The sequence below is a fragment of the Pseudomonas fluorescens NCIMB 11764 genome (genome assembly GCF_000293885.2).
In the GTDB taxonomy this organism is placed as follows: domain Bacteria; phylum Pseudomonadota; class Gammaproteobacteria; order Pseudomonadales; family Pseudomonadaceae; genus Aquipseudomonas; species Aquipseudomonas fluorescens_B.
The window spans coordinates 125,433-150,895 of the sequence record NZ_CP010945.1 but is presented as its reverse complement, the minus strand read 5'-3'; the positions used below and the strand labels follow the sequence as shown (position 1 = coordinate 150,895).

Genomic DNA, 25,463 nt, shown 5'->3' with positions numbered 1-25,463 from the left:
TCAATGGCTGGTCAAAAAACAACCACCGCTCTGAAGCCTATACCCGGCAGGGCCTGCAGGCCCTTTCACTCAGGTTATCCACAGGCAGTTCCACAGGCATTGTGGGTAAAGACTCATACCTCAATGACAACCTGATGACGTCCACACCCGTTGCGCGCTGTGATGCAGGATGCCATGCCGACGTGCTAACGCCTTGCGGTCCTTGCTGTAACCGCCGCCAATGACCCCGACCACAGGAATATCCCGCCCCAGGCAATGGCGCATGACGCTTTCATCCCGAGCCGCCACGCCTTCGTCTGTCAGCTTCAGATAACCGAGCGCGTCGTCCTTATGCACATCCACCCCGGCGTCGTACAACACCAGGTCCGGTTGGTAGAGCGGCAGCAAGTAATTCAGCGCGTCGTCCACCACCTTCAGGTAGTCGGCATCGCCCATGCCTTTGGGCAACCGGATGTCCCAGTCACTTTCGGCCTTGCGTGCAGGAAAGTTCTTCTCGCAGTGCAGGGAAACAGTTACCGCTTCCGGGGTGTTGTGCAGGATCCGTGCAGTCCCGTCGCCCTGATGCACGTCGCAATCGAAGATCAGCACTCTATTCACACGACCGCTTTCCAGCAGGTAACGGCTGATCACCGCCAGGTCATTGAAGATGCAGAATCCCGCCGGGTAGTCGTAATGCGCATGATGCGTGCCGCCAGCGAGGTGACAGGCCAATCCATGTTCCAGCGCCTGTTCCGCCGCCAGCAACGAGCCGCCGACCGCGCGCACCGTGCGCCGGGCCAGTGCTTCGCTCCACGGCAGGCCGAGGCGCCGCTGGTCTTCGCGGGACAACTCGCCGCTCATGTAACGTTCGATATAAGCAGCGTCATGGGCGAGGGCGAGAATCTCCGGCGGGCAGAGTTGCGGGCGCAGCAGGTCGGCGTCCCGGGTCAGCCCGCTGTCCACCAGGTGATCGCGCAACAGGCGAAACTTGTCCATCGGGAAGCGGTGATCCGCCGGGAATTCGGGGCTGTAGTCTTCGTGGTAGATCAGCGGCAGCGGCATGGCGGGCTTTTATCAAGTACGGCGGTAGGAATGAGTGAACGATCCTACCAGCGATGTAGACTTGCGGCATGGAAAGGGGGGAGTAAAAACGATGGAGCCGATACTGGAACTCGAGAGCGCGCGACTGCTGTTGCGGCAGTGGCGTGATGAAGATTTGCCGGCGTTTGCGGCGATGTGCGCCGATCCACAAGTGATGCGCTATTTTCCGGCGCCCCTGAGTCGGCTGGACAGTGCTTCGTTGATCGGACGCGTTCGCGGGCATTTTGCCGAGCATGGTTTCGGCCTGTGGGCTCTGGAGCGCAAGGACACCGGCGCGTTCATCGGTTTTACCGGCTTGGGTGTGGTCGGTTTCGACGCGCCGTTTACGCCGGCCATCGAAATCGGTTGGCGTCTGGCTCGCGAGCATTGGGGTCTTGGCTATGCCAGTGAAGCCGCATGGACCGCTCTGCGGTGCGGGTTTGACCGGCTGGCGCTGAAAGAAGTGGTGTCCTTTACCAGTGAAGCCAATCTGCCTTCGCAGAAAGTCATGCAGGCGATCGGTATGCAGCATGATTCAGCCGATGACTTCGAACACCCCAAGCTCGCGGCCGATCATCCCCTGCGTCACCATGTGCTGTACCGCATCACCCGTGAACAATGGCTGCAAACCTTGCATGGATAAGCCGGCCCGGACGTTTACAATGGCCACAATGATGGCCCTGGCCTGAACCTGAATCGACCGCCGCAGCCAAGACTGCGCGGCATAGCGTTGTGTGAGGAGAGTCTGAATGAGCCAAGTGTTGGATGATCTGGTCGACTTGCTGACCCTGGAACCGATTGAAGAAAACCTGTTCCGTGGCCGCAGTCAGGACCTGGGTTTTCGTCAGTTGTTCGGCGGTCAGGTGATCGGCCAGTCCCTGTCGGCGGCCAGTCAGACGGTCGAAGCCGCGCGCCATGTGCATTCGATGCACGGTTATTTCCTGCGTCCGGGCGACTCCGCGTTGCCCGTGGTGTATCAGGTTGACCGGGTGCGCGACGGCGGCAGTTTCAGCACGCGCCGGGTGACGGCGATCCAGAAGGGCAACCCGATCTTCACGTGCAGCGCCTCGTTCCAGTACGACGAAAAAGGCTTTGAGCACCAGGCCGAGATGCCGGTGGTGGTCGGCCCGGAGAACCTGCCGTCGGAGCTGGAACTGACTCAGCAGCGCGCCCACCTGATTCCCGAGCACATGCGTGAAAAACTGCTGTGCCCGAAACCGATCGAATTCCGACCGATCACCGAGAAAGATCCCTACAACCCGCAGCCGTCCGATCCGATCAAGTACGTCTGGTTTCGTGCCGACGGTGCCCTGGCCGATACCCCTGCGCTGCACAAATACCTGCTGGCCTACGCCTCGGACTTCGGTCTGCTGACCACGTCCATGCAGCCGCACGGAAAATCGGTCTGGCAGAAAGACATGCAGGTTGCCAGCCTCGATCACGCTCTGTGGTTCCACGCGGACCTGCGTGCCGATGACTGGTTGCTCTACGCCATGGACAGCCCGTGGGCCGGCAATTCCCGTGGTTTTACCCGTGGCAGCGTGTTCAACCGCGCCGGGCAACTGGTGGCGTCGGTCACCCAGGAAGGCCTGATTCGTCACCGCAAGGATTGGGCATGAGCCTGTCCGAGGTGCGGCACTGGGTGTTCGACATGGACGGCACCCTGACGGTGGCCGTGCATGATTTCGCGGCGATTCGCGTGGCATTGGCGATCCCGGCCGAAGACGACATTCTGACCCACCTCGCGGCGCTGCCAGCCGATGAAGCCGCGGCCAAACACGCGTGGCTGCTGGAGCATGAACGGGATCTGGCGCTGGGTTCGAAACCGGCGCCGGGTGCCGTCGAGTTGGTGCGTGAGTTGGCAGGGCGCGGTTATCGTCTGGGCATTCTCACGCGTAATGCGCGCGAACTGGCGCATGTGACGCTGGAGGCCATCGGCCTGGCGGACTGCTTCGCGGTGGAAGATGTGCTGGGGCGCGATGAAGCGCCACCCAAACCGCATCCCGGCGGTTTATTGAAACTGGCCGAGGCCTGGAAGGTGCCGGCGAGCGAGATGGTGATGGTCGGTGACTATCGCTTTGATCTGGATTGCGGGCGGGCGGCGGGAACGCGGACGGTGTTGGTGAATCTGCCGGACAACCCGTGGCCGGAGTTGACCGATTGGCATGCGGCGGATTGTGTCGCATTGCGGGAATTGCTTTGAGCTTGATTTTTTTACTGAAACAACGCTTTCTGCCCCTCCGGCGACGTAAACATCCCGTCCCCGTTATGCCCAACCCCAGGCACCTCGATCAGTTGCTGGTTCAATCCTTTCGGATGGCTGCGCTTTAAAAAATCAAAAAAACTGCGCCCGCGCGCCAATCGATAAGCACCCTGGGCTTGGGCTTCACAGCTTTTATCCAGCCCCGGGTGATTCGGGTCGGTGTCCTGCTGCCCCAGCAGATAAACGATGTCACGCTGGACGTAGTTTTCCTCCAGCTGTGCGGGCGTTTGTCCTTCAGTATAAGCCGGCAGATCGCTCAAGCCGTACTTCCAGCGATGGAAGCCCGGGCAGCGGGCGTGACTGAAGGCCACCGGCCGTCGCTCGTCTAAATACGCATAAGAAGACGGGTTGGCGACGACATAACGCACGTGCACGCCAGCGGCCTTGAGCTCCGGTTGCTCGTGACTCAACAACGCATAACGCTGAACCACCTGGGCCCCGCCCGAGTGGCCCGCGATGACGACATCTTTCACGTCTGGAAACTGTCGGCGATCACCGAGCCGGGCGATGATCTGGTCGAGAGCAGCATAGGAACTCAGCGCAAACGGAGCGGTGGAAACACCGCCGGCCATCCAGTCATTGCCCTGCCAGCGCAACACGGTGTCGGCCACTGGATGGAGTGCCACGTCGGTCTCATTGAGAAATTGCGGAGCAATCACCAGCGTATTCGCGCTTTGCCCGGCCAGTTCTGTCGCACGCTCGGCACTCTGGCGATACGTCTCGGCGTTGCGCAACCGTCCATGGATGATGATCAGCACGCGTTCGATTTTCGCCGGTGCCGGACCGATGCCCACCGCCATCTCACCTTCGTTCAACAATAGCCGTCCGGGGCTGATCTCCTTGACCCCCTGCTCGGCAGCCTGGGTACTTGCACAGGTGAACAACAGAACCAACAGCCACTTATTCATCTATAGGGTTTTCGCCGCAAAGGTATCGCACTGGCCGACCTGGCCTTGCGCAAATCCGGTTTTGAACCAGCGCACCCTTTGCGCTGACGTGCCATGGGTAAACGAGTCCGGCACCACGCGACCCTGACCTTGCTGTTGCAAGCGGTCGTCGCCGATGGCGTTGGCGGCATTCAAGGCTTCTTCGATGTCGCCCGGTTCCAGCCAGTTCAGGCGCTGCTGCGCGTTGTTGGCCCAGACACCCGCCAGGCAATCCGCCTGCAGTTCCTGACGCACCAGCAAACCACCGTCGCCTTCCATTTGCCGGCCTTGCTGGCGGGCGGTCTGAATTTTCGCCGAGACACCGAGCAAGGTCTGAACATGGTGTCCGACTTCGTGAGCGATCACGTAGGCCTGAGCGAAGTCACCCGCGGCGGAAAAGCGTTGCGACATCTCCTGGAAGAACGCCATGTCCAGGTAGACCTTCTGGTCTGCCGGGCAATAGAACGGACCGGTTGCCGACGTCGCCAGGCCGCACGCCGAATTCACCCGGTTGCTGAACAGCACCAGGGTCGGGTTCTTGTACTGCCGACCGGCCTGCTGAAAAATCTGGCCCCAGGTGTCTTCGGTGTCACCGAGGATCGAGCGTACGAATTCCGCCCCTTCATCATTGGCCGGCAGTGCCTTGCGGGTTTGCGTCGAGGCCGGTGCCGATTGCTCGGTCATTTGACCGGTCAGCTGCCCGAGGATCTGCAACGGGTCCTGGCCAGTGATCCAGCCGATCCCGACAATCAGGATGATCGCCGTCAGGCTCAGGCCCTTGCCGCCACCAAAGCGCATCCCGCCGCCACCGCCGACATCATCGCCACGGGCATCGACCACGTTGTCGCTGCGTCGGCCTTTTTTCCATAGCATGTGGGAATCCTCTGATTGTCCGTGGGGATGAGTGTTGCTGGTGAGTGAGAGCGGCGCCAGTCCGGTCGTCCGTCTTTCACTCGCTGGCCGGTAGGTTGCAGGCTGTAGGAACATGGATAACCCATCGAATTCCCTCAGGGGGCGGGTTTTTATCAAACAGTCGAGTGTCTGCGTCGCTCGGGCCGCGGGTTCCAGATTTCGCATTACCCGGTTCATCTTCTAGAATCAGGGCAAATCGAATTCGGAACCTCCCATGGCCGGCAGTCAGATCGAACGTGTCTTCAATGTGCTCGAAAGCCTCACCCGTGACCCTCGCGGTTTGCCTATGCAGATGCTCGCGGAGCAACTGGACATCCCTAAAAGCGCCACCCACCGTTTGCTCGCGGAGCTGATTCGGCTGGGTTATGTGCGGCAGAATCCGGAGAATCAGCGGTATCACTTGTCGACCAAACTGGTCGCGATGGGTTTTCGTTACCTGGCGGGCAGCGGCGCCGATATCGTTCAGCCCGTGCTGGATCGTCTGGCCCAGGAAACCGGGGAACTGGTGCGTCTTGGGCTCATCGAAGGTGAGCGGCAGATCTGGATCGCCAAATCCCAGGGCGCACGTTCGGGGTTGCGTTACGACCCGGACATGGGGCGTGATGCGCCGTTGTTCTACACGGCTTCGGGCCATGCGTGGCTGGCCTGCATGAGCGACGCCGAGGCCTTGTCGCTGGTGGAACGCCAGGGTGGCGACCGGCCGAAAGACCTGGGACCGAACGCACCGCGGTCCAACATTGAACTGCTGGAACGGCTGCGGCTGGCGCGGGAGCAAGGCTACGCCTGGGTCGAGGAAAGTTCGGCGGTGGGCACTTCGGCTATTGCGGCCGTGGTACGGCACCCCACCGATGGGCGGGTGATTGGCGTACTGAGCATTGCCGGCCCAAGCGCGCGGATGCCGGGAGCCCGACTTCATGAGTTGGCCCCTCTTTTGCTGAAATTTACCGAGGAATTGTCTGCAGCAAGCCTGGCGTCTGAGTTCTTCAATTAACGGCGCTGCTGAAAATTGTGTGCGCTGTTCGCCCGGTTTTACGTTGCGGCTATGTAAGAATCTGGAACCAGGTTCTAAATTTAATTGAATTCGCGAGGCACAAGGGCAACCCATGACCGTCAGCACCCCGCTCTCCGGCGTAAACCAACCCTTCAAAGGGATTCTGCTGATCGTCGTCGCCACCTTCCTTTTCTCCAGCCACGATGCCTTGTCGAAATACCTTTCGGGGTTCTACCCGATTGTCATGGTGGTCTGGGCCCGTTACGTGGTTCACACCTTGTTGATGGCCGGGATTTTTCTGCCGCAATCCGGGCTGCGCGTCCTACGCACTAAACGGCCATCGCTGCAGTTGATGAGGGCGTTGTGTCTGCTGGGCACCAGTCTGTTTTTCACCACCGGCTTGCAGTACATCCCGTTGGCCGAAGCCACGGCGGTCAACTTTCTCGCACCGGTTCTGGTGACTGCACTGTCGGTGCCGCTGCTGCGTGAGCGCGTCACCCGCGGCCAATGGATCGCGGTGATCTGCGGATTTGTCGGTGTGTTGATCATCGTCCACCCCGGTGGCGATCTGTTCACGCCAGCGGTTCTGCTGCCGCTCTGCTCGGCGCTGTTTTTCTGCTTCTATCAATTGCTCACCCGCAAGCTCAGTGAGATCGACAGCCCGACCACCAGCAACTTCTTTGCCGGCCTGTGCAACACTCTGGTGATGAGCGCATTGGTGCCCTTTTTCTGGCAAGTGCCGAGCATTGGGCATGGAGTGATGATGGTGGCGTTAGGCGCCTGCGGGATGACGGCGCATCTGTTTCTGACCCAGGCTTTCCGCCACGCCGCGCCTGCGTTGCTGGCGCCGTTCGGGTACTGCCAGATTGTGTTTGCCGGGTTGCTGGGCTGGTTGCTGTTTTCCCACACCCCGACGCTCACGACGGTGGTCGGGATTGCGGTGATTTGCTGCAGCGGGTTGGCGGCGGCGTGGCAGCAAAGCCGCAAGTAGAGGATCACGGTAACAAACTGTGGGAGCGAGCCTTTGTGGCGAGGAGACAAGTCCCCTCGCCACAAAGGCTCGCTCCCACAGGGGGTATTGCGTCGAACTTTACTCAGTAACGGTCGGAATCTTGCGCGGCGCCATGAAGTACATCCAGATCAGCGCGATGAAGTACATCGCCGGAATCATGGTGAACAGCACGGTGTAGTTGTTGTTCGTGATGGTCAGGATGTGGCCGACCAATTGGGTCATGAACATCCCGCCGATGGCGGCGCACATGCCGCCGAAACCGAACACCGTACTCATCATGTGTTTAGGCGTGTAGTCCATCACCAGGCTCCAGATGTTCGCTGTCCAGGCCTGGTGTGCACCTATGGCCAGGGAAATCGCAAACACCGCCACCCACAGGCTGCTCGAACCGGCGGCCATGATCACGCCGACGATGCAGCAGGCGAACAGGAACATGGACATCAGTCGCGCCTTGATCGGATTCATGCCACGGCCGATCAGGAACGAGGACAGGATGCCGCCGCCGACACTGCCGAAGTCGGCCGTGAGGTAGATGATGATCAGCGGGATACCCATCTGGGTCACGTTGATGCCCAGGTTGTATTGCTGATTAAGGAAGGGCGGCAGCCAGTACAGGTAGAACCAGAACACCGGTGCCGTTATCGAGTAGGCGAGGGCGAAGGCCCAGGTGCCACGCATGCGCAGGATTCTCGAGAACGGTACGCGGGCCTGTTCCGGTTCGACTTCCTTCTGGATGTAGTCCAGCTCCGACTGTTTGACGCTCGGGTGATCTTCCGGGTTGAAGTACTTCAAGCCCCAGAACAGCAACCAGATCCCGCCCAGTGATGCCATGCACAGGAACGCAGCCTGCCAGCCCCACACATGCAGGATCAGCGGCAGCAGCATCGGCGTGAACATCGCACCGACGTTGGTGCCGGCGTTGAAAATGCCGGTGGCCACGGCGCGTTCGCCGGCCGGGAACCACAACCGCGTGGTCTTCACGCAGGCCGGGTAGTTGGCGGCTTCGGTCAGCCCGAGGATAAAGCGGCAGACCATGAAGCCGACCGCCGAGGTAGCCAGGCCATGGGCGCCGGTCGCCAGGCTCCAGAGCAGCACCGCGCAGAAGAACACACGCTTCACGCCGACCCGGTCGATCAGCCGGCCTTGCAGCACGAAACCGATGGCGTAACCGACCTGGAACCAGAAGTTGATGTTGGCGTAGTCCATCGCCGTCCAGCTCATTTCCTTGGCGAGAATGGGCTGCATGACGCCCAGTGCGGCGCGGTCGATGTAGTTCAGGGTGGTGGCGAAAAACACCAGCGCCAGCATGCCCCAACGGGTTTTGCCGACAGCCATGGCGCCGCGGATTTTATCGCCGATACCGCCGACGGCAGGAGTCGTGGAGGAGCGCTCCACGGGAGAGCTTTGGGAAGGAGTCATGTAGGCCACCGATTATTTTTATGTGGTGTTTTGAGTCTTTGGTCACCGAGACCGCTGGTTGTGACCGGACTCAATGTGTAGTGGATGGTGGGCAGTGGACGAAAAATCGTCAATTCGCCAAAGGCCATTGTGTTCGATAATCGCACGCAAAACTAACTGGGTAGTACACTTTGAATTGCTCATTGTATGGGGCCGCTCAATAATTCACTCACTCTTTTAAAAGCGGCGCAAATTCCCTGTAGCCGAAGCCTCCACCGGGAGTCGAAACATGCAGCGTTCCATTGCCACCGTGTCCTTGAGCGGTACCCTGCCGGAAAAACTCGAAGCCATTGCCGCCGCCGGTTTCGACGGGGTGGAAATTTTCGAGAACGACCTGCTCTATTACGACGGTAGTCCTCGGGAAATTAAACAGATGTGCGCCGATCTCGGGATCGCCATCACGCTGTTTCAACCCTTCCGCGATTTCGAAGGCTGCCGCCGCGACCGCTTGCCACGCAACCTGGAACGGGCCGAGCGCAAATTCGACCTGATGCAGGAATTGGGCACCGACCTGGTGCTGGTCTGCAGCAACGCCTCGGCCGACGCCATCGGTGATGAACAGATCCTCGTCGACGACTTGCGCCTGCTGGCCGAACACGCCGGTGCGCGCGGCCTGCGCATCGGCTACGAAGCGTTGGCCTGGGGCCGCCACGTCAATACTTGGCAGCAGGTGTGGAACATCGTTCGCCAGGCGGATCACCCAAGCCTCGGTGTGTTGCTGGACAGTTTCCACACGCTGTCGCTCAAGGGCGATCCAACGGCCATTGCTGAGATCCCTGGCGACAAAATCTTCTTCGTGCAAATGGCCGACGCGCCGATCCTGGCCATGGACGTGCTGGAATGGAGCCGGCATTTCCGCTGCTTCCCGGGCCAGGGCGAATTCGATTTGCCGGGGTTCCTCGCGCCGATCATCAAGAGTGGCTACACCGGGCCGTTGTCGCTGGAAATATTCAACGACGGCTTCCGCGCCGCGCCGCCGCGAGCCAACGCCGCCGACGGTTTGCGTTCGTTGTTGTACCTGGAAGAGAAAACCCGCGAACGACTGGCGCAGGAAGCCAAGCCAGCGGCCAATCCGGAGATTCTGTTCGAGACGCCTAAAGCCAGCGAATACAACGGCATCGAGTTTCTCGAATTCGCCGTGGACGAAAGCCTTGGCGCCAAGCTTTCTCATTGGCTGGAGCGACTGGGCTTCGTCAAGGCCGGTCAGCACCGCTCCAAAAGCGTGAGCCTGCTGCGTCAGGGCGACATCAACCTGATTCTCAATTCCGAGCCTTACTCATTTGCCCACAGCTTTTTCGAAGCGCATGGCCCGTCGCTGTGCGCCACTGCGGTGCGGGTCAAGGACAGCGCCAGCGCGCTGGCCCGGGCGGTGGCTTACAAAGGTCAACCTTATCGCGGACTGGTCGGCCCCAATGAGCTGGAGCTGGCGGCGGTACGTGCGCCGGATGGCAGCCTGATTTATCTGGTGGACCGGGACGCCGACGTCTATGGCACCGACTTCAATCTGCAACCGGCCGCCGTGGCCAGTGGTGGCCTCAAGCGCATCGACCACATGGCCATGGCGTTGCCGGCCGACAGCCTCGACAGTTGGGTGCTGTTCTATAAGAGCCTGCTGGATTTCGAAGCCGACGACGAAGTGGTGTTGCCGGACCCTTATGGTCTGGTGAAGAGCCGGGCACTGCGCAGTCGCGACAGTTCGATCCGCTTGCCGCTGAACATTTCCGAGAACCGCAACACCGCGATCTCACACGCACTGTCGAGTTATCGCGGCTCTGGCGTGCATCACATTGCGTTTGATTGCGACGATATCTTTGCCGAAGTCAGCCGCGCCAAGGAGGCGGGGGTTCCGCTGCTGGATATCCCGCTTAATTATTACGACGACCTGGCTGCGCGGTTCGATTTCGATGATGAGTTCCTCAGCGAGCTCGCCTATTACAACGTGCTTTACGACCGTGATGCCCAGGGTGGCGAGCTGTTTCACGTTTATACGGAGCCGTTCGAAGGGCGGTTTTTCTTTGAAATCATCCAGCGCAAGAATGGTTACGCCGGTTACGGCGCGGCCAACGTGGCGGTGCGACTGGCAGCCATGGCCAAATCCCGCAGCGGCGCCATTCGTCAGGCCAAGTTGTAGGAATTTGGTAAACGCGAGGTTAAACCGCTGCCGCGCGGCTTCCTTCACTGTGCAGCGCGGCTCATAATTGCCAGCCTGTGCAGTGATGGCCGTGAGCCCACAATGACAATAATTTCAGAACTCTCCGTAGCGCCCGACGAGCCCCTGGTCGAGCCGCGCAAGAGTCGCAAGAACAACCCGGAAAAGACCCGCGAGAACATTCTGCAAGAAGCTATTGTCGAGTTCGTCCAGCAGGGGCTTTCCGGTGCTCGCGTCGATGCGATCGCCGAGCGCATTCACACCTCCAAACGCATGATCTATTACTACTTCGGCAGTAAGGAACAGCTCTACATCGAGGTGCTTGAGAAACTCTACGGCGATATCCGCAGCACCGAAAACCGCCTGCACCTGGCCGAACTGGCGCCGGTGGAAGCGATTCGGCGGTTGGTGGAGTTCACCTTCGATCACCATGATCGCAATGTCGATTTCGTGCGCATCGTCAGTATCGAGAACATCCACAACGCGGAATTCGTGAAGCGTTCCGATGCGATCAAGGCGATGAACAACACCATTCTTGATTCACTGGGTGTGATTTTGCGTCGCGGGGCTGAAGACGGTGTGTTCCGGGCGGGGCTTGATCCGTTGGATGTGCATTTGTTGATCAGTTCGTTCTGCTTCTATCGCGTGTCGAATCGCAATACGTTCGGGGAGATTTTTCAGATCGAGCTGGCGGACGAAAGTATCAAGCAGCGTCATCGGGAGATGATTTGCGATTCGGTGTTGCGATACCTTCAGGCTTGATTTGTGATGAGTTTCAGGGGGCTTTTGTGGCGAGGGAGCTTGCTCCCGCTTGAGTGCGTAGCACTCACAAAATAGCCAGTATGTTGGGGCGGCATTGCCGCCCCGGCGGGAAAAAGCGCCCTCGTCACAGAATACGGTTCAGCCTGAAACTTCAACCATTCATGCTTTGAAAATGCGCCAGCATCCGCTGCGCATCCGGCACCACGCCGCTGAACAATTCAAACGCTTTCACCGCCTGAAACACCGCCATGTTGCCGCCATCCAGCGTCCGGCAACCCAGGGCGCGGGCGTTGCGCAGCAGTTCGGTTTCCAGCGGAAAATAAACGATCTCCGCCACCCACAACTGTTTGCGAAGCAACGCCGCCGGCACCGGCATGCCCGGCAGTTTTTTCATGCCCATGGGCGTGGTGTTGACCAATCCGTCGGCCTGCGCCAGCGTGCTTGGCAGATCATGACCCGCCACCGCGCGGCCCGCGCCGAAATGCTGATTAAGGTTGTTCGCCAGCGCCTGAGCGCGACTGTTGTCCACATCGAAAATGCTCAGCAGTTGTACGCCTTCGCTCAATAACGCGTGGGCCACCGCTGCACCGGCCCCTCCGGCGCCCATCTGGACGACACGGTCAACGGCAACGCCCTGCAGACCACGCCGAAAGCCTTCGGCAAAGCCCAGGCAGTCGGTGTTGTGGCCGATGCGTTTACCATCCTTCAACACCACCGTGTTCACCGCACCGATGCCGCGCGCTTCCGGCGACAATTCGTCGAGCAAAGGGATGATCGCCTGCTTGCACGGAAAGGTAATGTTCAGACCGGTGAAATTCATCCGCTCGGCCGCCATCAGCAAGTCGGGCAGGGCACTGCTGTCGAGTTTGAGCTGGTCGAGGTCGATCAGGCGGTAGAGATAACGCAAACCCTGGGCGTCGCCTTCATGCTCATGCAGCGCGGGAGTACGGGACGCCTGAATGCCGGCGCCGATCAGCCCGGCCAGTACAGCGTTGTTCTGAGTCACGACGTTCACCCCTTCAAGCTCAGGCTGAAATGTTCAAGCGCCAGGCGATAGCCGTGGCTGCCGAAACCGGCCATCACCGCGGTGGCAATGGCCGACACGAAGGAGTGGTGGCGAAAAGGTTCGCGGGCGTGGACGTTCGACAGGTGGACTTCGATCACCGGCAGTTCGCAGGCGACCAGGGCATCGCGAAGGGCAACCGAGGTGTGGGTCCAGGCGGCCGGGTTGATGACAATCCCGGCGCAACGGTCGCGGGCGGCGTGAATCCAGTCGAGCAATTCGCCTTCATGGTTGGTCTGGCGAAACTCGACTGCCAGGCCGAACTCTTCGGCGGCACGGCCGCACAACGCTGAGATGTCCGCCAGGGTTTCGTGACCGTAAGTCGCCGGTTCACGGGTGCCCAGCAGGTTGAGGTTCGGGCCGTTGAGCACCAGAACGATAGGGTTCATCGGGGTCTCTCCACTTATTATTGTTGGCATGGACTGATGCTCCAGCCTGTGGAGATAAATTGTACTAAATGGTTAATTTGGTCAATTGAAGGGGTGGCGAACCGGGCTTTTGTGTGCGGTGATCGGACAATTGCAAAGATTGCAGCCTGGGCAGCTCCTACAGGAAAACGCATTCCACTGTCGGCGCTGCCGAAGGCTGCGATCTTTTAGCGCGGCATATGCTCAACCAGAAAATCGATAAACGCCCGCAGCCGAAGTGGCACATGACGGCTTTGTGGATAGAGCAGGGTGAACGGCCGCGAGCGTCCGCCATAAGGCTTGAGGAGTTCCACCAGCGACCCCTCGGCCAGTTCGTGTTCGACGATGAAACGATAGGTCTGGAAAAGCCCCGCACCGTGTTTGGCAAGCGTCACGCCGCCTAATACATCGTCGGAACAGCTGAAATTGCCCTCGGCCTGAATCTCGCGTTGCTCGCCATGGTCGTTGAACAACCAAGCAATCCGCCGACCGCTGCTGGGCAAGTCGTACTGGATGCATTCGTGCTGTTTGAGGTCGTCCAGGGTTTGCGGAGTGCCCGCGCGCTTCAGGTAATCAGGACTGGCAATCATCACCAGTTCCGCGTCCTCAAGCTGCCGGGCAATCAGCCCGGAATCCGGAATCGCCCGTACGCGGATGGCCAGGTCATAGCCTTCGCCGACGAAATCGATGTTGCGGTTGCTGATGTGCGATTCGACTTTGACCTGCGGAAAGCGCTCCCGAAACGCCGGCAGCAACGGCAGGATCCGGTGGTGGGCATACGTTGTGGGAATGCTGATGCGCAAGGTGCCGGAAGGCTCCTGCTGCTGGCCCATCACTTCGCGTTGGGCCTCGACCAATTGCGCTAGCGCCTGACGACATTCTTCGTAATACCGGCGCCCGCTATCAGTCAGTTTGACGCTGCGAGTGGTGCGCGCGAACAACCGAACGCCCAGCCGCTCCTCCATGCGCGACACCGAACGGCTTACCGCTGCGGGCGTTACGCCAGCCACCAGGGCCGCGGCGGTAAAGCTGCCTGCTTCGGCGGCGAGGCAAAACAGCTCAATGCTGCCGAGCTGAAGATCGTCGAATGTTCGCTGCATGATTGATTACACCGGGGATCAAATGAAGGGCCGTAAACAGTGTTTATCAAATTGGTGAAAGGATTGCTTACCATTTTTGCCCCTGATTACCGCTCCCGTGGCGACGTCAAGCGCTAGCCTGAAGTGCGGGGACTGAATGAAGGTCAGCACCGGTTATCGGATTGATCAAGGAATGGTGAGTCATGAGGCTCAATAACCTAACGGATGGGTTAGTATGAAATTGTTCAGCTACCAAGGGCTTTCAATGGTGATCATGTTGCGCGATGAGCACTGTCCGCCGCACGCGCATGTGGACGCCGGAGCCTGGAGCGCACGCTTCAAATTCAGCTTTTGGCACAACAGTGTCGAGCTGTGGGATGTGGTGCCTCATTCCAACCTGCCACCCATCGCCGTGCTGGAAGGCCTGCGTCAAGCACTCAGACAACCTGCCCACTTGCGTCGCGCTCGCACGATCTGGTGGGAAAAGCTGCGCACGGTGTGCCTCGATCATCAGATATGGGACTGGCGGACCAGCGAAGTCCTGGTGGTGAAAAGGATTGCGAGTACGACTGACATGATTTGCTCGGCTAGCTATGAGCCCGAGACGAACAGGACCTTGCTGGCGCTGTTTGGCGCTTCGGAGGGCGTGGAGATAGAACTATGAAAACGATAGAGGCAGGAATACTGGCCGATCGGCCCGTCAGTGAGGCCGTGTTGGATGAAGCCGTCCGGCGAGGGCAAGTGCGCCACAAAAGCGGTTTGCAGGCGACTGCCGTGACCTTTCTGGAACCGTGTCTGGCCGTCAGTTTCATTGATGGCAGTGGCGTGCTGCTGCCCGTCGAGCACTATCCGGAATTCGACAGTTTCGAGGTCGAGGATTTCGCAGACCTGAAAGTCGGCTTTTCCGGCACAGCCCTTTGCCATGAGGGCAAGGATCTGCATGTGTCCATCGCCGGGATGATCTCCGCGAGCAAGCCACTGATGGACATGGCCGCCTCGGTCATCGCGTCGCGCAATGGTCGCCAAAGCAGCGCCGCCAAGGCTGAGGCTGCGCGGGCTAATGGTCGCAAGGGCGGGCGTCCGCGCAAACCGGATGTCCCCGTTTGAGCACGCACAAAAAAGCCGTCGTACTGACGGCTGTTTTGTATCGGACGAATGCAATCAACGCCGGGTCAACAACACCCCGGATTCCATGTGGTGGGTCCACGGGAACTGGTCGAACATCGCGCATTGAGTAATGCGGTGGGTGTCGTGCAGTTGGGCGATGTTGGCCGCCAGGGTTTCCGGGTTGCAGGAAATGTACAGGATATTGTCGAAGCGCCGGGTCAGCTCGCAGGTGTCCGGGTCCATGCCGGCGCGAGGCGGGTCGACGAAGACGCTGCCGAATTCATAGCTCTTGAGGTCGATACCCTGCAGGCGCCGGAACGGGCGGACCTCGTTCAGGGCTTCGGTCAGCTCTTCGGCGGACAGGCGCACCAGCGTGACGTTTTCCACGGCGTTTTCGCTGAGGTTGCTCAACGCCGCGTTGACCGAAGTCTTGCTGATTTCGGTGGCCAGCACTTTACGCACGCGGATCGCGAGCGGCAGGGTGAAGTTGCCGTTGCCGCAATACAGTTCCAGCAAATCGTCCGGACGATCGCCGAGGGCGTCGTAAGCCCAGTTGAGCATTTTCTGGTTCACGGTGCCGTTGGGCTGAGTGAACGCACCTTCCGGCTGACGGTAGCTGAAGGTGCGGCCGCCGACTTCCAGTTTCTCGACCACGTAATCATGGCCGATCACTTCGCGTTTGCCTTTCGAGCGGCCGATCACGCTGACGTTCAGGTCTGCCGCCAGTTTCGTGGCCGCCGCGTGCCAGTGTTCATCCAGCGGGCGGTGATAGCACAGGGTAATCATCGCATCGCCGGCCAGCGTGGTCAGGAATTCCACCTGAAACAGCTTGTGGCTCAGGGCGGCACTGGCTTTCCACGCGGCCTTGAGCTGCGGCATCAGCTCATTGATGCGCAGGCTGGCAATGGGGAACTCTTCGATCAGGATCGGCGTGCGTTTGTCTTCCTGGGAAAACATCGCGTAGTGACGCTCGCCGCCTTCACGCCACAGGCGGAATTCGGCACGCAGGCGGAAGTTTTTCAGCGGCGAATTGAACACGGCCGGTTCAGGTGCATCGAACGGGGCCAGCAGGTCGCGCAGGCGCGAGACCTTTTCTTCGAGCTGAACGGTGTAAGCCTGGGAATCAAAAGTCATGCGTTGAACCAACCCAACTTGATCACGAACAGAATCGACAGAATCACCAGAGCCGGGTTCAGCTCACGGCCGCGACCGGACAGCAGCTTGATCGCGGTCCAGGAGATGAAGCCGAAGGCGATGCCGTTGGCGATGGAGTAAGTGAACGGCATGGCCAGCGCAGTGACCACGACCGGTGCGGCAACGGTGATGTCGTCCCAGTCTATTTCGGCCAGGCCGGAAGTCATCAGTACCGCGACGAACAGCAGTGCCGGTGCGGTGGCAAACGCCGGAACGCTGGCGGCCAGCGGCGAGAAGAACAGCGCCAACAGGAACAGAATCGCCACCACAACGGCCGTCAGACCGGTGCGGCCACCGGCACTCACGCCGGCAGCGGATTCGATGTAGCTGGTGGTCGTCGACGTACCCAGCAACGAACCGGCCATGGCCGCGGTACTGTCGGCGATCAGGGCGCGGCCCATTTTCGGCATGTGGCCGTCCTTGCCCATCAGGCCGGCGCGTTTGGCGACGCCAATCAGGGTGCCGGAGTTGTCGAACAGGTCGACGAACAGGAAGGCGAAGATCACGCTGACCAGGCCGATGTCCAGTGCACCCTTGATGTCCAGTTGCAGGAAAGTCGGCGCCAGCGAAGGCGGCATCGACACCACGCCGCCAAACGGCGTGAAGCCCAGGGCAATCGAGGCGATGGTCACGACCAGAATCCCGATCAGCACCGCACCGCGTACGGCCAGTGCTTCGAGGGCAACGATCAGGGCGAAGCCAAGCGTTGCGAGGATGGGCGCCGGTTGTTTCAGGTCACCAAGGCCGACCATGGTTGCCGGATTGCTGACGACGATGCCGGCGTTGTGCAAGGCAATCAGCGCCAGGAACAGGCCGATACCGGCGGCGATCGCCGACCGCAGCGGCAGCGGAATGCTGTTGATGATCCATTCACGGATGCGGAAGATCGACAGCAGGAAGAAGCACACGGCCGAGATGAACACCGCCCCCAGCGCCACTTGCCAGGTATGGCCCATATGCAGGACCACGGTGTAGGTAAAGAAGGCGTTCAGGCCCATACCCGGTGCGAGGGCGATCGGGTAGTTGGCGATCAGGCCCATCGTCGTGGAGCCGATGGCGGCGGCCAGGCAGGTCGCGACAAACACCGCGCCCTTGTCCATGCCGGTCTCGCCGAGGATGCTCGGGTTGACGAACAGAATGTAGGCCATGGCCAGGAAAGTCGTGACGCCCGCAAGAATCTCGGTCCGCACGTTGGTGTTGTGTGCCTTGAGTTGAAACAGCCTTTCCAGCATGTCTGCTCCCCGTGGCGCGCCCGGCGCCGTGAATGTATCGACCTCAACAGCAAAGCACAGACCGCTGCAGGCGCCTGGTAATTTTCTGTCGGTCGGAAAAAGCCGCGCATCATACCAGCAGCGTGGGGCTGTGGCTGCTTATGGCTGTGATCGTCGTCGATGTTTTGCGTTAAAGCCAAGTGCGCCATACTGCGCGCTGGATTTTGGGGGACATGGGGATTGCATGAAAAAGCGTCTGGTTGCCGTATTTGGAGCATTGATTGCCTTGTTGCTGGGGGCGCAAAGCGCTTGGGCTGCTTCGGCGGCACCGTTGAGCCAGGTCCAGGTGCTCAAGGTCGAATCGCCGGCGTGCGGTTTTGAGAGCATTTCGCCGGGGCAAGTGAAAACGGGCTGCGATCACACTGGACCTAACATCAAGGTTTACGTGCTCGAAGTCGGCTACGGTCGTCGCGCGCAAGTCGGGCTGGACGGTTTTGAAGTGAACGGCACCCGGACCCCGGTGTGTGCGTTTGATAACGGCAACCTGACCGAGTGCACCGTCGGCAGAAAAACTGTCGGCTACCTGTATGTCTTCGATCTGGCCGGCAAACAGGAAGGCACCTTCACCTTCAGCAACACGTCCATCAACGCGCCGGGCAACACGATGTCGACGCAGCTTTACATCAAGTAACGGCCCGCTCGAACAAGGGTCAGGAAAGCTGACTACGCTTTAAAGATCATCCTGTGGACTGCGCCCATGACCTTTAGAGCTCTGATTACCCTCGCCGAGGGCATCGATGACCTGCAAACCGTGACATTGATCGATGTGCTGCGCCGCGCCAAGGTCGAAGTGGTGGTGGCCAGCATCGAGGGGCGCCGCATGCTCACCTGTGCCCGCGGCACCCGAGTGACGGCCGATGCGATGCTGGTGGATTTGCTGGCCCAGCCGTTTGATTTGATCGTACTGCCCGGCGGTGCCGTCGGTGCGCAGCATCTGGCCGCCCATCAACCCTTGCAACAATTGATCAAGGATCAGGCGGCGGCAGGTCGTCTGTTCGCCGCCATCGCCGAATCCCCGGCCGTGGCACTCCAGGCTTTTGGCGTCCTGCGTCAGCGGCGGATGACCTGTCTGCCTTCGGCCAGTCATCAACTGTCTGGCTGCAACTTCGTTGATCAACCGGTGGTAGTCGATGGCAACTGCGTTACCGCCCAAGGTTCAGGGGGCGCTTTGGCGTTCGCCCTGACGCTGGTGGAGCAACTTTGCGGCAAGGCGACTCGGCTGACGGTGGCGGGGGAGTTGGTCGTTTAAACGGTGTCAAACCCTGGCTTCTTCCACCGGCACATGCATGCGATCACGGTTGGCCAGCGTAGGGAACAGCTTAATCCACACTCCCGTCACCACCAGCGTGCCGATGCCACCCATGACCACCGCCGGCACGGTGCCAAACCAGTGGGCGGTGAGGCCGGACTCGAACTCGCCCAACTGATTCGAGGCGCCGATGAACAGGCCGTTGACGGCGCTGACCCGGCCACGCATCTCATCTGGTGTTTCCAGTTGCACAAAGGACGCGCGGATCACCATGCTGATCATGTCTGCCGCGCCCAACACCACCAGCACGGCCAGCGAGAACCAGAACGAGGTCGACAGGCCAAACGCGATGGTCGCGACGCCAAATACACCCACCGCGGTAAACATCACCCGACCGACCTTGCGATCCACCGAGAAGCGCGCCAGCCAAAGCGACATCAGCAACGCACCGACTGCTGGAGCGGAACGCAGCAGGCCCAGCCCCCATGGCCCGGTCAGCAGAATGTCTTTGGCGAACACCGGCAGCAATGCCGTCGCGCCACCCAACAGAACGGCAAACAGATCGAGGGAAATCGCACCGAGAATGTCCGGACGGCTGCGAATGAAACGGATGCCTGCCAACAGCGAATCCAAAGTCGCCTTGCCTTTGTTCAGCGGCGTTTGCCGGGCGGGCAGGTTGAGCATCAACAGGCAGGCGATCACATAAAGGATCACGGTCGGCCCGTAGACCCAGACGCTGCCGAAGGCATACAACAAACCACCCAAGGCCGGGGCGACGATGGTTGCCGATTGTTGCGCCGACTGTGCTGCGGCGACGGCGCGGGGGAACAGCGCAGCGGGAACGATGCTCGGCAATAGCGCCTGGGTGGTCGGCATCTCGAAGGAGCGAGCGGCGCCGAGCAGAAATGCCAGGATGAAGATCATTTCCCGGGTGACGTGGCCGGTAGCGCCGCCAATCGCCAGCGTCAGCGCAATCAATGCCTGCAATGACTGACAGATGGCCGCGACTTTACGGCGGTCATAGCGATCGGCGACATGCCCGGTGTGCAACATGAACAGCACCCGCGGGGCAAATTCCACCAGGCCGACCAGGCCCAGATCCAGCACGTTGCCGGTCAGTTGATACAGGTTCCAGCCGATGGCGACAGTGAGCATCTGAAAGCCGCTGGCGGTAAACACCCGAGCCAGCCAGAACGCGATGAAAGGGCGATGATGACGTAACAGCAAGGGCGCTTGGCTGGGCATCTGAGGCAGGTCTTGAGCGAGGTGAAGGCCGAGATTATCACCAACCTGTAACCAGAAGTTGCAGAGGCGGGAAATTCAGTTAGCTAGACACCGATCCCGAAAGCGCTGATATCCCACCCATGGTGTGGGGATTTTGTGGCGAGGGGATAAATCCCCTCACCGCAGATTCCCACAGGAAATGTGCTGCGACTGACTGCGTGGGCTATGAGGCAACCTGTCACGCGGCAAAAGACCACACCGTCCATCGTCAAAAACCGGACTACTCTTTCAGCGATGCTTGATCCAGATCAAAACCTTTCTGGAATTGATCCGGCGGCCAGATGGCCAGATTCCCTGCGTGTGATGTTGCTAAAAGAAGAACGAATTCAAATTCGCCACACTCCATATCCGTGGGGGCAGTGGGTGCAGGCCGCAAGCCTTCAGCCGGTATTACCTGACAGAGGAAGACTTATGTTCGGTTTGGAGGCGCTTGATCTCGCCCGAATTCAGTTCGCGTTCACCATCTCGTTCCACATCCTGTTCCCGGCCATCACCATTGGCCTGGCGAGTTACCTGGCGGTGCTCGAAGGCCTGTGGCTGAAAACCCATAACGACACCTACCGCGACCTGTACCACTTCTGGTCGAAGATTTTTGCCGTCAACTTCGGCATGGGGGTGGTCTCCGGGCTGGTCATGGCCTATCAGTTCGGCACCAACTGGAGCCGATTCTCGGACTTCGCCGGTTCCGTGACCGGGCCGTTGCTGACGTACGAAGTACTGACGGCCTTCTTCCTCGAGGCTGGATTCCTTGGGGTGATGCTGTTCGGCTGGAACAAGGTCGGGCGCAACCTGCACTTTTTCGCCACGGTCATGGTCGCCATCGGCACGCTGATCTCGACCTTCTGGATTCTCGCTTCCAACAGTTGGATGCAGACCCCGCAGGGCTACGAAATCATCAACGGCCAGGTCATTCCAACCGACTGGCTGGCGGTGATCTTCAATCCGTCGTTCCCGTACCGCCTGATGCACATGGCCACGGCCGCATTCGTGGCGACGGCGTTCTTCGTCGGTTCATCGGCGGCCTGGCATTTACTGCGCGGCAAGGACAACCCGGCGATCCGCACCATGCTCTCGATGGCCATGTGGATGGCTCTGATCGTGGCACCGATTCAAGCGGTCATCGGTGACTTCCACGGCCTCAACACGTTGGAGCACCAGCCGGCGAAAATCGCGGCGATCGAAGGCCACTGGGAAAACCACGGCGATGAACCGACTCCGCTGATCCTGTTCGGCTGGCCGGACATGAAAGCCGAGAAGACCAGATTTGCCGTTGAAATCCCGTACCTGGGCAGCCTGATCCTCACCCACTCGCTGGACAAGCAGGTGCCGGCGCTCAAGGAGTTCCCGCCTGAAGACCGGCCGAATTCGACCATCGTGTTCTGGTCGTTCCGGATCATGGTCGGCCTGGGCATGTTGATGATCTTCACCGGTTTGTGGAGCCTGTGGCTGCGCAAGCGCGACAGGTTGTACACCTCGCGACCGTTCCTGTACCTGGCGTTGTGGATGGGGCCATCCGGCCTGATCGCGATACTCGCCGGCTGGTTTACCACTGAAATCGGCCGCCAGCCGTGGGTCGTCTACGGTTTGATGCGCACGGCAGACGCGTCGTCCAATCACAGCTTCCTGCAGATGAGCATCACGCTGATCCTGTTCGTCGTAGTCTATTTCGCGCTGTTCGGCGCAGGTTTGGGCTACATGATGCGTCTGGTGCGCAAAGGTCCGAAGATCGGCGAAGGCGCGGAAACGCCCGAGGGCGGTCCAGGCAAGAAACGTACGCCGGCCCGTCCGCTGTCCGCTGCCGACGATTCCGTCGATGCCGACCACGACCCCAGCCTGCAAAAGGAGATTTGAGTCATGGGTATTGATCTTCCGCTGATCTGGGCCGTGATCATCATCTTCGGCATCATGATGTACGTGGTCATGGACGGTTTCGACCTGGGGATCGGGATTCTCTTTCCGTTCATCCCGGGCAAGACCGACCGTGACGTGATGATGAACACCGTCGCACCGGTGTGGGACGGCAATGAAACCTGGCTGGTTCTGGGGGGGGCAGCGTTGTTCGGCGCCTTTCCACTGGCGTATTCAGTGGTGCTCTCGGCGCTGTACCTGCCGCTGATTTTCATGTTGATCGGGCTGATCTTCCGCGGCGTGGCGTTCGAGTTCCGCTTCAAGGCCAAGGACGACAAGCGTCACCTTTGGGATAAAGCGTTCATCGGTGGTTCGATCGCCGCGACGTTCTTCCAGGGCGTGGCTCTGGGGGCGTTCATTGATGGATTGCCGGTGGTCAACCGTCAGTTCGCCGGCGGTTCACTGGACTGGTTGACGCCCTTTACGATGTTCTGCGGCGTCGCACTGGTGGTGGCTTATGCGCTGCTCGGTTGCACCTGGCTGATCATGAAAACCGAAGGCAAGTTGCAGGAACAGATGCATGACCTGGCGCGGCCACTGGCCTTTGTGGTGTTGGCTGTGATCGGCATCGTCAGCATCTGGACGCCGCTGGCTCACCCCGAGATCTCCGCGCGCTGGTTCACGTTGCCGAATCTGTTCTGGTTCCTGCCGGTGCCGATTCTGGTGCTGGTGACCATGTACGGCCTTATTCGCGCCGTGGCCCGCAATGCGAACTACACGCCGTTCCTGCTGACACTGGTGCTGATCTTCCTCGGCTACAGCGGTCTGGGTATCAGCCTGTGGCCGAACATCGTGCCACCGTCGATCTCGATCTGGGACGCCGCCGCACCGCCGCAGAGTCAGGGTTTCATGCTGGTGGGAACGTTGTTCATCATCCCGTTTATCCTGGGTTACACCTTCTGGAGCTACTACGTGTTCCGCGGCAAGGTCACCCACGAAGACGGCTACCACTAGCGCACACCGCAATGGCGCAGGGTTGAAACCCGCGCCATTTCAGAGGAGATCACGATGATGGCTGGCAAACATTCCTTGCAGGAAATCGAAGCAGCGGAGAAAAAACCGCTGTGGCAGCGTCTCGGCTGGCTGGTGATGATCTGGACCGGCAGCGTAGTGGCGCTCTTCATCGTCGCGAGCCTGATGCGCATGTTCATGAATGCCGCAGGCCTGTCGACGCACTGATTCGCAAGATCCCATCCCGATGCCTTGCGGCACGGATTTACAACCCTCCTGCGCTGGAGGGTTTTTTTTTGCCCGGAATTACTTTCGGGCTTTAAGAATCACGAATTTCGGCGTGGCTGCCACTTGTTCAACACCACGGAACAACCGCGCCAGCTTGCTGTGATAACCCAGATGACGATTGCCGACGATATACAGTGCACCGCCCACCACCAGCGCTTCCCGGGCTTGCTGGAACATCCGCCAGGCCAGAAAGTCACCCACCACTTGCTGCTGATGAAACGGCGGGTTGCATAGCACCACGTCCAGCGATTGTGGTTCCTGCCCGGCCAAACCATCTCCGGGACGCACGATCACGTCCCGATCACCCAGCGCTGCGCGCCAGTTTTCGGCAGCCGATTGCACAGCCATGAAGGACTCGTCCACCAGCGTGAAGTGCGCTTCGGGATTTTGCAGGGCACTGGCGATGGCCAGTACACCGTTGCCGCAACCGAGGTCGGCGACCCGCGCCGGGCCAAGGTTCGTCGGCAAGTGCGGGAGAAACGCCCGCGTGCCGATGTCCAGGCCCTCGCGGCAAAATACGTTGGCGTGGTTGAGCAGCTCGATGGACGGCGTGTCGAGACGATAGCGGGTCGGGTAGGGGGATGTCGCGGGCGCTTTGGCTTCAGCCGTAGCGATCAACAGTCGAGCCTTTTTCACCGCCAATGATGCTTGCACCGGACCAATGTAGCGCTCCAGTAAATCCCCGGCGGCCCGCGGCAGATGCTTGATCATGGCGCCGGCAATCACTTGGGCGCCGGGTGCCAGCTGGTTTTGCAGGCGGATCAGTTGCTCCTCCAGCAGAGCCAGGGTTTTCGGTACCCGGATCAGCACCCGGTCAAACGGGCCGGTGACTGCTTCGCTGGCAGGTACACTCGGCACGGCATCAAATGCCTGGCCGTTGCGGATCAGATTCTTTTCCAGCCCCTGGAAGGCCAGGAACGAATCGCCGCTGGTGGTTACCTGAACCTTGCCTGCCAGGCTGGCGGCCAATGCGCCGAAGCTGTCATTGAGCACCAGCACGCGAGTGTTCGCGGTCGGTTGCTGTTCGGCCAGATGATTGAGCAGGTATTCGTCGGCGGCATCAAACGCTTGCAGCGGTTCGTTCTGCTGTTCGGGCTGGCGGATAAGGTCGAGGCGGGCGAAGGGTGTTTCGAGCAAAGGCATGGGGCGGGGCTCTGGGTAATCAACGGGTTTCCCGCGGCCCAGGGGCGTTGTAGCGGGCGAGGCTCCGAGCGTACTGCGTCGTGAAGGTTCACACGTCAACACTCTGGAGGCGTCGCAGATGGTACGTTTTTTTCTATTGGATTACTCGCAGGTTTTGATCCTCAACGGATCGAAGTGCTGTCCAGGTAACCGGCCTTGATGGCGGCAATGATTGCCGAAATCTTGTTGCAGACCCCGAGTTTCTCGATGCAGCTTTGCGTGTGGAAATGGACGGTACGGGCACTGAGGTTAAGAATCCTGGCGCTTTGCTCTGCTGTCTTGCCCGTTGCTGCCAGTTCCAATACGGCGATTTCGCGTGGTGAGAGATGCGGGGTTGCCGGTTTTGCCGTTTTTTGGGGTAACGATCGTGCGATCAACTCATGGAGATGACTGGACATGAGCATTGAGAAGCCAAAATTTTCATACACCTCCAATGCGGTGATTGGAGAGTGGCTCCTGGCCAGGCTCAGAATGCTGCACAAACCACTCTTTTCGTCGTGAAACGATTGTGACCAGCCATGCTCCAAACCTTGCGCTACAAGGGCCTCCCACAGTGAAGGAACGTTGGAGAAAAGGTTTTCGCTCCACAGAATGGGCAGCATGGAGTGATTGCAATGGGCTACTACCGGATCGATTGATCTCAGATTCTTTCGTTCATATTCCTGATTCCAGTCGGCCGGATAGTTGTTGTGTCGTACGGTATTGAACTGGTTGTTATTCGTTTGATAAGTAGTTGAAAAGGCAAAAAATTTAAACCCGATGTTTTTCGCAAATCCAAGGGCGATCCGATAGGCGTTTTCTATATCCGTCGTTTTCGACAGTTGATTGAGTTGTGATTCCTTCCATCGCTCCATCTTGTATCTCCATTATCCAATATTCTCTGGGGTGCAAATTGGATCCGAGATCCAGCACGCAACGAGTGTAGGATGATTCCTACATGCATGGTGA

26 protein-coding genes are annotated in these 25,463 nt (G+C 59.7%); 14 read left to right on the top strand and 12 right to left on the bottom strand.

Going from position 1 to position 25,463, the window contains the following annotated elements; translation table 11 throughout:
• Positions 1–120: 120 nt before the first annotated feature.
• Positions 121–1,041 carry a histone deacetylase family protein gene (locus B723_RS00725; protein WP_017340910.1) on the bottom strand — a complete coding sequence of 307 codons (921 nt, stop codon included), beginning with the start codon at positions 1,039–1,041 and terminating at the stop codon, positions 121–123.
• Between the two features lie 91 nt (positions 1,042–1,132).
• On the opposite strand from B723_RS00725, the gene B723_RS00720 reads away from it, so the two are divergent.
• From B723_RS00720 to B723_RS00710, 3 genes are all read left to right on the top strand, one after another.
• Positions 1,133–1,702 carry a GNAT family N-acetyltransferase gene (locus B723_RS00720; protein WP_017340909.1) on the top strand — a complete coding sequence of 190 codons (570 nt, stop codon included), beginning with the start codon at positions 1,133–1,135 and terminating at the stop codon, positions 1,700–1,702.
• A gap of 106 nt (positions 1,703–1,808) precedes the next feature.
• Entirely contained in the window at positions 1,809–2,678 is an 870-nt protein-coding gene (tesB, locus tag B723_RS00715) for an acyl-CoA thioesterase II (protein ID WP_017340908.1), read from the top strand.
• Positions 2,675–3,262, top strand: coding sequence for an HAD family hydrolase (locus tag B723_RS00710; RefSeq protein WP_017340907.1), 588 nt, complete (start codon positions 2,675–2,677; stop codon positions 3,260–3,262). The genes tesB and B723_RS00710 overlap by 4 nt, the downstream gene beginning before the upstream one ends.
• A gap of 11 nt (positions 3,263–3,273) precedes the next feature.
• On the opposite strand, the gene B723_RS00705 is transcribed toward B723_RS00710, so the two are convergent.
• Together B723_RS00705 and ypfJ are read right to left on the bottom strand one after the other, a co-directional pair.
• Positions 3,274–4,230, bottom strand: a complete 957-nt coding sequence (locus tag B723_RS00705; RefSeq protein ID WP_017340906.1) for an alpha/beta hydrolase — start codon at positions 4,228–4,230, stop codon at positions 3,274–3,276.
• Positions 4,231–5,121 (bottom strand): KPN_02809 family neutral zinc metallopeptidase, encoded by an 891-nt coding sequence (gene ypfJ, locus B723_RS00700; RefSeq protein ID WP_017340905.1) that lies wholly within the window; start codon positions 5,119–5,121, stop codon positions 4,231–4,233.
• A gap of 253 nt (positions 5,122–5,374) precedes the next feature.
• Between ypfJ and B723_RS00695 the strand changes: the two genes are divergently transcribed.
• Both B723_RS00695 and B723_RS00690 read left to right on the top strand, forming a co-directional pair.
• Entirely contained in the window at positions 5,375–6,151 is a 777-nt protein-coding gene (locus tag B723_RS00695) for an IclR family transcriptional regulator (RefSeq protein WP_017340904.1), read from the top strand.
• Between the two features lie 112 nt (positions 6,152–6,263).
• Positions 6,264–7,142, top strand: coding sequence for a DMT family transporter (locus B723_RS00690; protein WP_017340903.1), 879 nt, complete (start codon positions 6,264–6,266; stop codon positions 7,140–7,142).
• Positions 7,143–7,241: 99 nt separating this feature from the next.
• Here the strand turns inward: B723_RS00690 and B723_RS00685 are convergent, their stop codons facing one another.
• Positions 7,242–8,498 carry an MFS transporter gene (locus B723_RS00685; RefSeq protein ID WP_238588327.1) on the bottom strand — a complete coding sequence of 419 codons (1,257 nt, stop codon included), beginning with the start codon at positions 8,496–8,498 and terminating at the stop codon, positions 7,242–7,244.
• A gap of 352 nt (positions 8,499–8,850) precedes the next feature.
• On the opposite strand from B723_RS00685, the gene quiC reads away from it, so the two are divergent.
• The gene (gene quiC, locus B723_RS00680) at positions 8,851–10,752 is read left to right on the top strand and encodes a 3-dehydroshikimate dehydratase QuiC (RefSeq protein WP_017340901.1); all 1,902 of its coding nucleotides are present in this window, start codon (positions 8,851–8,853) and stop codon (positions 10,750–10,752) included.
• A gap of 102 nt (positions 10,753–10,854) precedes the next feature.
• Positions 10,855–11,532 carry a TetR family transcriptional regulator gene (locus B723_RS00675; RefSeq protein WP_017340900.1) on the top strand — a complete coding sequence of 226 codons (678 nt, stop codon included), beginning with the start codon at positions 10,855–10,857 and terminating at the stop codon, positions 11,530–11,532.
• A gap of 151 nt (positions 11,533–11,683) precedes the next feature.
• Here the strand turns inward: B723_RS00675 and B723_RS00670 are convergent, their stop codons facing one another.
• The 3 genes from B723_RS00670 to B723_RS00660 form a co-directional block, all read right to left on the bottom strand.
• Entirely contained in the window at positions 11,684–12,538 is an 855-nt protein-coding gene (locus tag B723_RS00670) for a shikimate dehydrogenase (RefSeq protein ID WP_031319132.1), read from the bottom strand.
• A 5-nt stretch (positions 12,539–12,543) separates the two neighbouring features.
• Positions 12,544–12,984, bottom strand: a complete 441-nt coding sequence (gene aroQ, locus B723_RS00665) for a type II 3-dehydroquinate dehydratase (RefSeq protein WP_017340898.1) — start codon at positions 12,982–12,984, stop codon at positions 12,544–12,546.
• A 206-nt stretch (positions 12,985–13,190) separates the two neighbouring features.
• A complete protein-coding gene (locus B723_RS00660) occupies positions 13,191–14,102 on the bottom strand; it encodes a LysR family transcriptional regulator (protein WP_017340897.1) in 912 nt (303 codons plus the stop codon).
• A 214-nt stretch (positions 14,103–14,316) separates the two neighbouring features.
• Here B723_RS00660 and B723_RS00655 point away from each other — a divergent pair, with 214 nt between their 5' ends.
• Together B723_RS00655 and B723_RS00650 are read left to right on the top strand one after the other, a co-directional pair.
• Complete coding sequence (locus B723_RS00655) at positions 14,317–14,745, top strand: hypothetical protein (RefSeq protein WP_017340896.1); 429 nt, start codon at positions 14,317–14,319, stop codon at positions 14,743–14,745.
• Positions 14,742–15,188: a DUF2442 domain-containing protein gene (locus B723_RS00650; protein ID WP_017340895.1), complete on the top strand. Its 447-nt coding sequence runs from the start codon at positions 14,742–14,744 to the stop codon at positions 15,186–15,188. Before B723_RS00655 ends, B723_RS00650 begins: the two co-directional genes overlap by 4 nt.
• A gap of 54 nt (positions 15,189–15,242) precedes the next feature.
• On the opposite strand, the gene trmA is transcribed toward B723_RS00650, so the two are convergent.
• Positions 15,243–16,322 (bottom strand): tRNA (uridine(54)-C5)-methyltransferase TrmA, encoded by a 1,080-nt coding sequence (gene trmA, locus B723_RS00645; RefSeq protein ID WP_017340894.1) that lies wholly within the window; start codon positions 16,320–16,322, stop codon positions 15,243–15,245.
• Positions 16,319–17,614, bottom strand: a complete 1,296-nt coding sequence (locus B723_RS00640) for an NCS2 family permease (protein ID WP_017340893.1) — start codon at positions 17,612–17,614, stop codon at positions 16,319–16,321. The genes trmA and B723_RS00640 overlap by 4 nt, the downstream gene beginning before the upstream one ends.
• Positions 17,615–17,837: 223 nt before the next feature.
• Here B723_RS00640 and B723_RS00635 point away from each other — a divergent pair, with 223 nt between their 5' ends.
• Positions 17,838–18,284 (top strand): DUF4879 domain-containing protein, encoded by a 447-nt coding sequence (locus B723_RS00635; protein WP_017340892.1) that lies wholly within the window; start codon positions 17,838–17,840, stop codon positions 18,282–18,284.
• 66 nt (positions 18,285–18,350) lie between these two features.
• Complete coding sequence (locus tag B723_RS00630) at positions 18,351–18,902, top strand: DJ-1 family glyoxalase III (protein ID WP_017340891.1); 552 nt, start codon at positions 18,351–18,353, stop codon at positions 18,900–18,902.
• 6 nt (positions 18,903–18,908) lie between these two features.
• Here the strand turns inward: B723_RS00630 and B723_RS00625 are convergent, their stop codons facing one another.
• Positions 18,909–20,147, bottom strand: coding sequence for an MFS transporter (locus tag B723_RS00625; protein ID WP_017340890.1), 1,239 nt, complete (start codon positions 20,145–20,147; stop codon positions 18,909–18,911).
• 450 nt (positions 20,148–20,597) lie between these two features.
• Here B723_RS00625 and B723_RS00620 point away from each other — a divergent pair, with 450 nt between their 5' ends.
• The 3 genes from B723_RS00620 to B723_RS31785 are packed head-to-tail and all read left to right on the top strand — an operon-like array spanning position 20,598 to position 23,273.
• Entirely contained in the window at positions 20,598–22,037 is a 1,440-nt protein-coding gene (locus tag B723_RS00620; protein ID WP_017340889.1) for a cytochrome ubiquinol oxidase subunit I, read from the top strand.
• Positions 22,038–22,040: 3 nt separating this feature from the next.
• Positions 22,041–23,048: a cytochrome d ubiquinol oxidase subunit II gene (cydB, locus tag B723_RS00615; RefSeq protein ID WP_017340888.1), complete on the top strand. Its 1,008-nt coding sequence runs from the start codon at positions 22,041–22,043 to the stop codon at positions 23,046–23,048.
• Between the two features lie 57 nt (positions 23,049–23,105).
• Positions 23,106–23,273, top strand: coding sequence for a DUF2474 domain-containing protein (locus B723_RS31785; RefSeq protein ID WP_080995174.1), 168 nt, complete (start codon positions 23,106–23,108; stop codon positions 23,271–23,273).
• A 78-nt stretch (positions 23,274–23,351) separates the two neighbouring features.
• Here B723_RS31785 and B723_RS00610 read toward each other — a convergent pair whose 3' ends face one another.
• Positions 23,352–24,476 carry a methyltransferase gene (locus tag B723_RS00610; RefSeq protein ID WP_017340886.1) on the bottom strand — a complete coding sequence of 375 codons (1,125 nt, stop codon included), beginning with the start codon at positions 24,474–24,476 and terminating at the stop codon, positions 23,352–23,354.
• Positions 24,477–24,637: 161 nt separating this feature from the next.
• The gene (locus B723_RS00605) at positions 24,638–25,369 is read right to left on the bottom strand and encodes a helix-turn-helix transcriptional regulator (protein WP_017340885.1); all 732 of its coding nucleotides are present in this window, start codon (positions 25,367–25,369) and stop codon (positions 24,638–24,640) included.
• Positions 25,370–25,463 lie beyond the last annotated feature (94 nt).

Coding starts and splice junctions, on each gene's coding strand:
- B723_RS00725 (WP_017340910.1), bottom strand. CDS start 1,041: ATGCCGCTGCCGCTGATCTACCACGAAGACTACAGCCCCGAATTCCCG.
- B723_RS00720 (WP_017340909.1), top strand. CDS start 1,133: ATGGAGCCGATACTGGAACTCGAGAGCGCGCGACTGCTGTTGCGGCAG.
- tesB (WP_017340908.1), top strand. CDS start 1,809: ATGAGCCAAGTGTTGGATGATCTGGTCGACTTGCTGACCCTGGAACCG.
- B723_RS00710 (WP_017340907.1), top strand. CDS start 2,675: ATGAGCCTGTCCGAGGTGCGGCACTGGGTGTTCGACATGGACGGCACC.
- B723_RS00705 (WP_017340906.1), bottom strand. CDS start 4,230: ATGAATAAGTGGCTGTTGGTTCTGTTGTTCACCTGTGCAAGTACCCAG.
- ypfJ (WP_017340905.1), bottom strand. CDS start 5,121: ATGCTATGGAAAAAAGGCCGACGCAGCGACAACGTGGTCGATGCCCGT.
- B723_RS00695 (WP_017340904.1), top strand. CDS start 5,375: ATGGCCGGCAGTCAGATCGAACGTGTCTTCAATGTGCTCGAAAGCCTC.
- B723_RS00690 (WP_017340903.1), top strand. CDS start 6,264: ATGACCGTCAGCACCCCGCTCTCCGGCGTAAACCAACCCTTCAAAGGG.
- B723_RS00685 (WP_238588327.1), bottom strand. CDS start 8,498: ATGGCTGTCGGCAAAACCCGTTGGGGCATGCTGGCGCTGGTGTTTTTC.
- quiC (WP_017340901.1), top strand. CDS start 8,851: ATGCAGCGTTCCATTGCCACCGTGTCCTTGAGCGGTACCCTGCCGGAA.
- B723_RS00675 (WP_017340900.1), top strand. CDS start 10,855: ATGACAATAATTTCAGAACTCTCCGTAGCGCCCGACGAGCCCCTGGTC.
- aroQ (WP_017340898.1), bottom strand. CDS start 12,984: ATGAACCCTATCGTTCTGGTGCTCAACGGCCCGAACCTCAACCTGCTG.
- B723_RS00660 (WP_017340897.1), bottom strand. CDS start 14,102: ATGCAGCGAACATTCGACGATCTTCAGCTCGGCAGCATTGAGCTGTTT.
- B723_RS00655 (WP_017340896.1), top strand. CDS start 14,317: ATGAAATTGTTCAGCTACCAAGGGCTTTCAATGGTGATCATGTTGCGC.
- B723_RS00650 (WP_017340895.1), top strand. CDS start 14,742: ATGAAAACGATAGAGGCAGGAATACTGGCCGATCGGCCCGTCAGTGAG.
- trmA (WP_017340894.1), bottom strand. CDS start 16,322: ATGACTTTTGATTCCCAGGCTTACACCGTTCAGCTCGAAGAAAAGGTC.
- B723_RS00640 (WP_017340893.1), bottom strand. CDS start 17,614: ATGCTGGAAAGGCTGTTTCAACTCAAGGCACACAACACCAACGTGCGG.
- B723_RS00635 (WP_017340892.1), top strand. CDS start 17,838: ATGAAAAAGCGTCTGGTTGCCGTATTTGGAGCATTGATTGCCTTGTTG.
- B723_RS00630 (WP_017340891.1), top strand. CDS start 18,351: ATGACCTTTAGAGCTCTGATTACCCTCGCCGAGGGCATCGATGACCTG.
- B723_RS00625 (WP_017340890.1), bottom strand. CDS start 20,147: ATGCCCAGCCAAGCGCCCTTGCTGTTACGTCATCATCGCCCTTTCATC.
- B723_RS00620 (WP_017340889.1), top strand. CDS start 20,598: ATGTTCGGTTTGGAGGCGCTTGATCTCGCCCGAATTCAGTTCGCGTTC.
- cydB (WP_017340888.1), top strand. CDS start 22,041: ATGGGTATTGATCTTCCGCTGATCTGGGCCGTGATCATCATCTTCGGC.
- B723_RS31785 (WP_080995174.1), top strand. CDS start 23,106: ATGGCTGGCAAACATTCCTTGCAGGAAATCGAAGCAGCGGAGAAAAAA.
- B723_RS00610 (WP_017340886.1), bottom strand. CDS start 24,476: ATGCCTTTGCTCGAAACACCCTTCGCCCGCCTCGACCTTATCCGCCAG.
- B723_RS00605 (WP_017340885.1), bottom strand. CDS start 25,369: ATGGAGCGATGGAAGGAATCACAACTCAATCAACTGTCGAAAACGACG.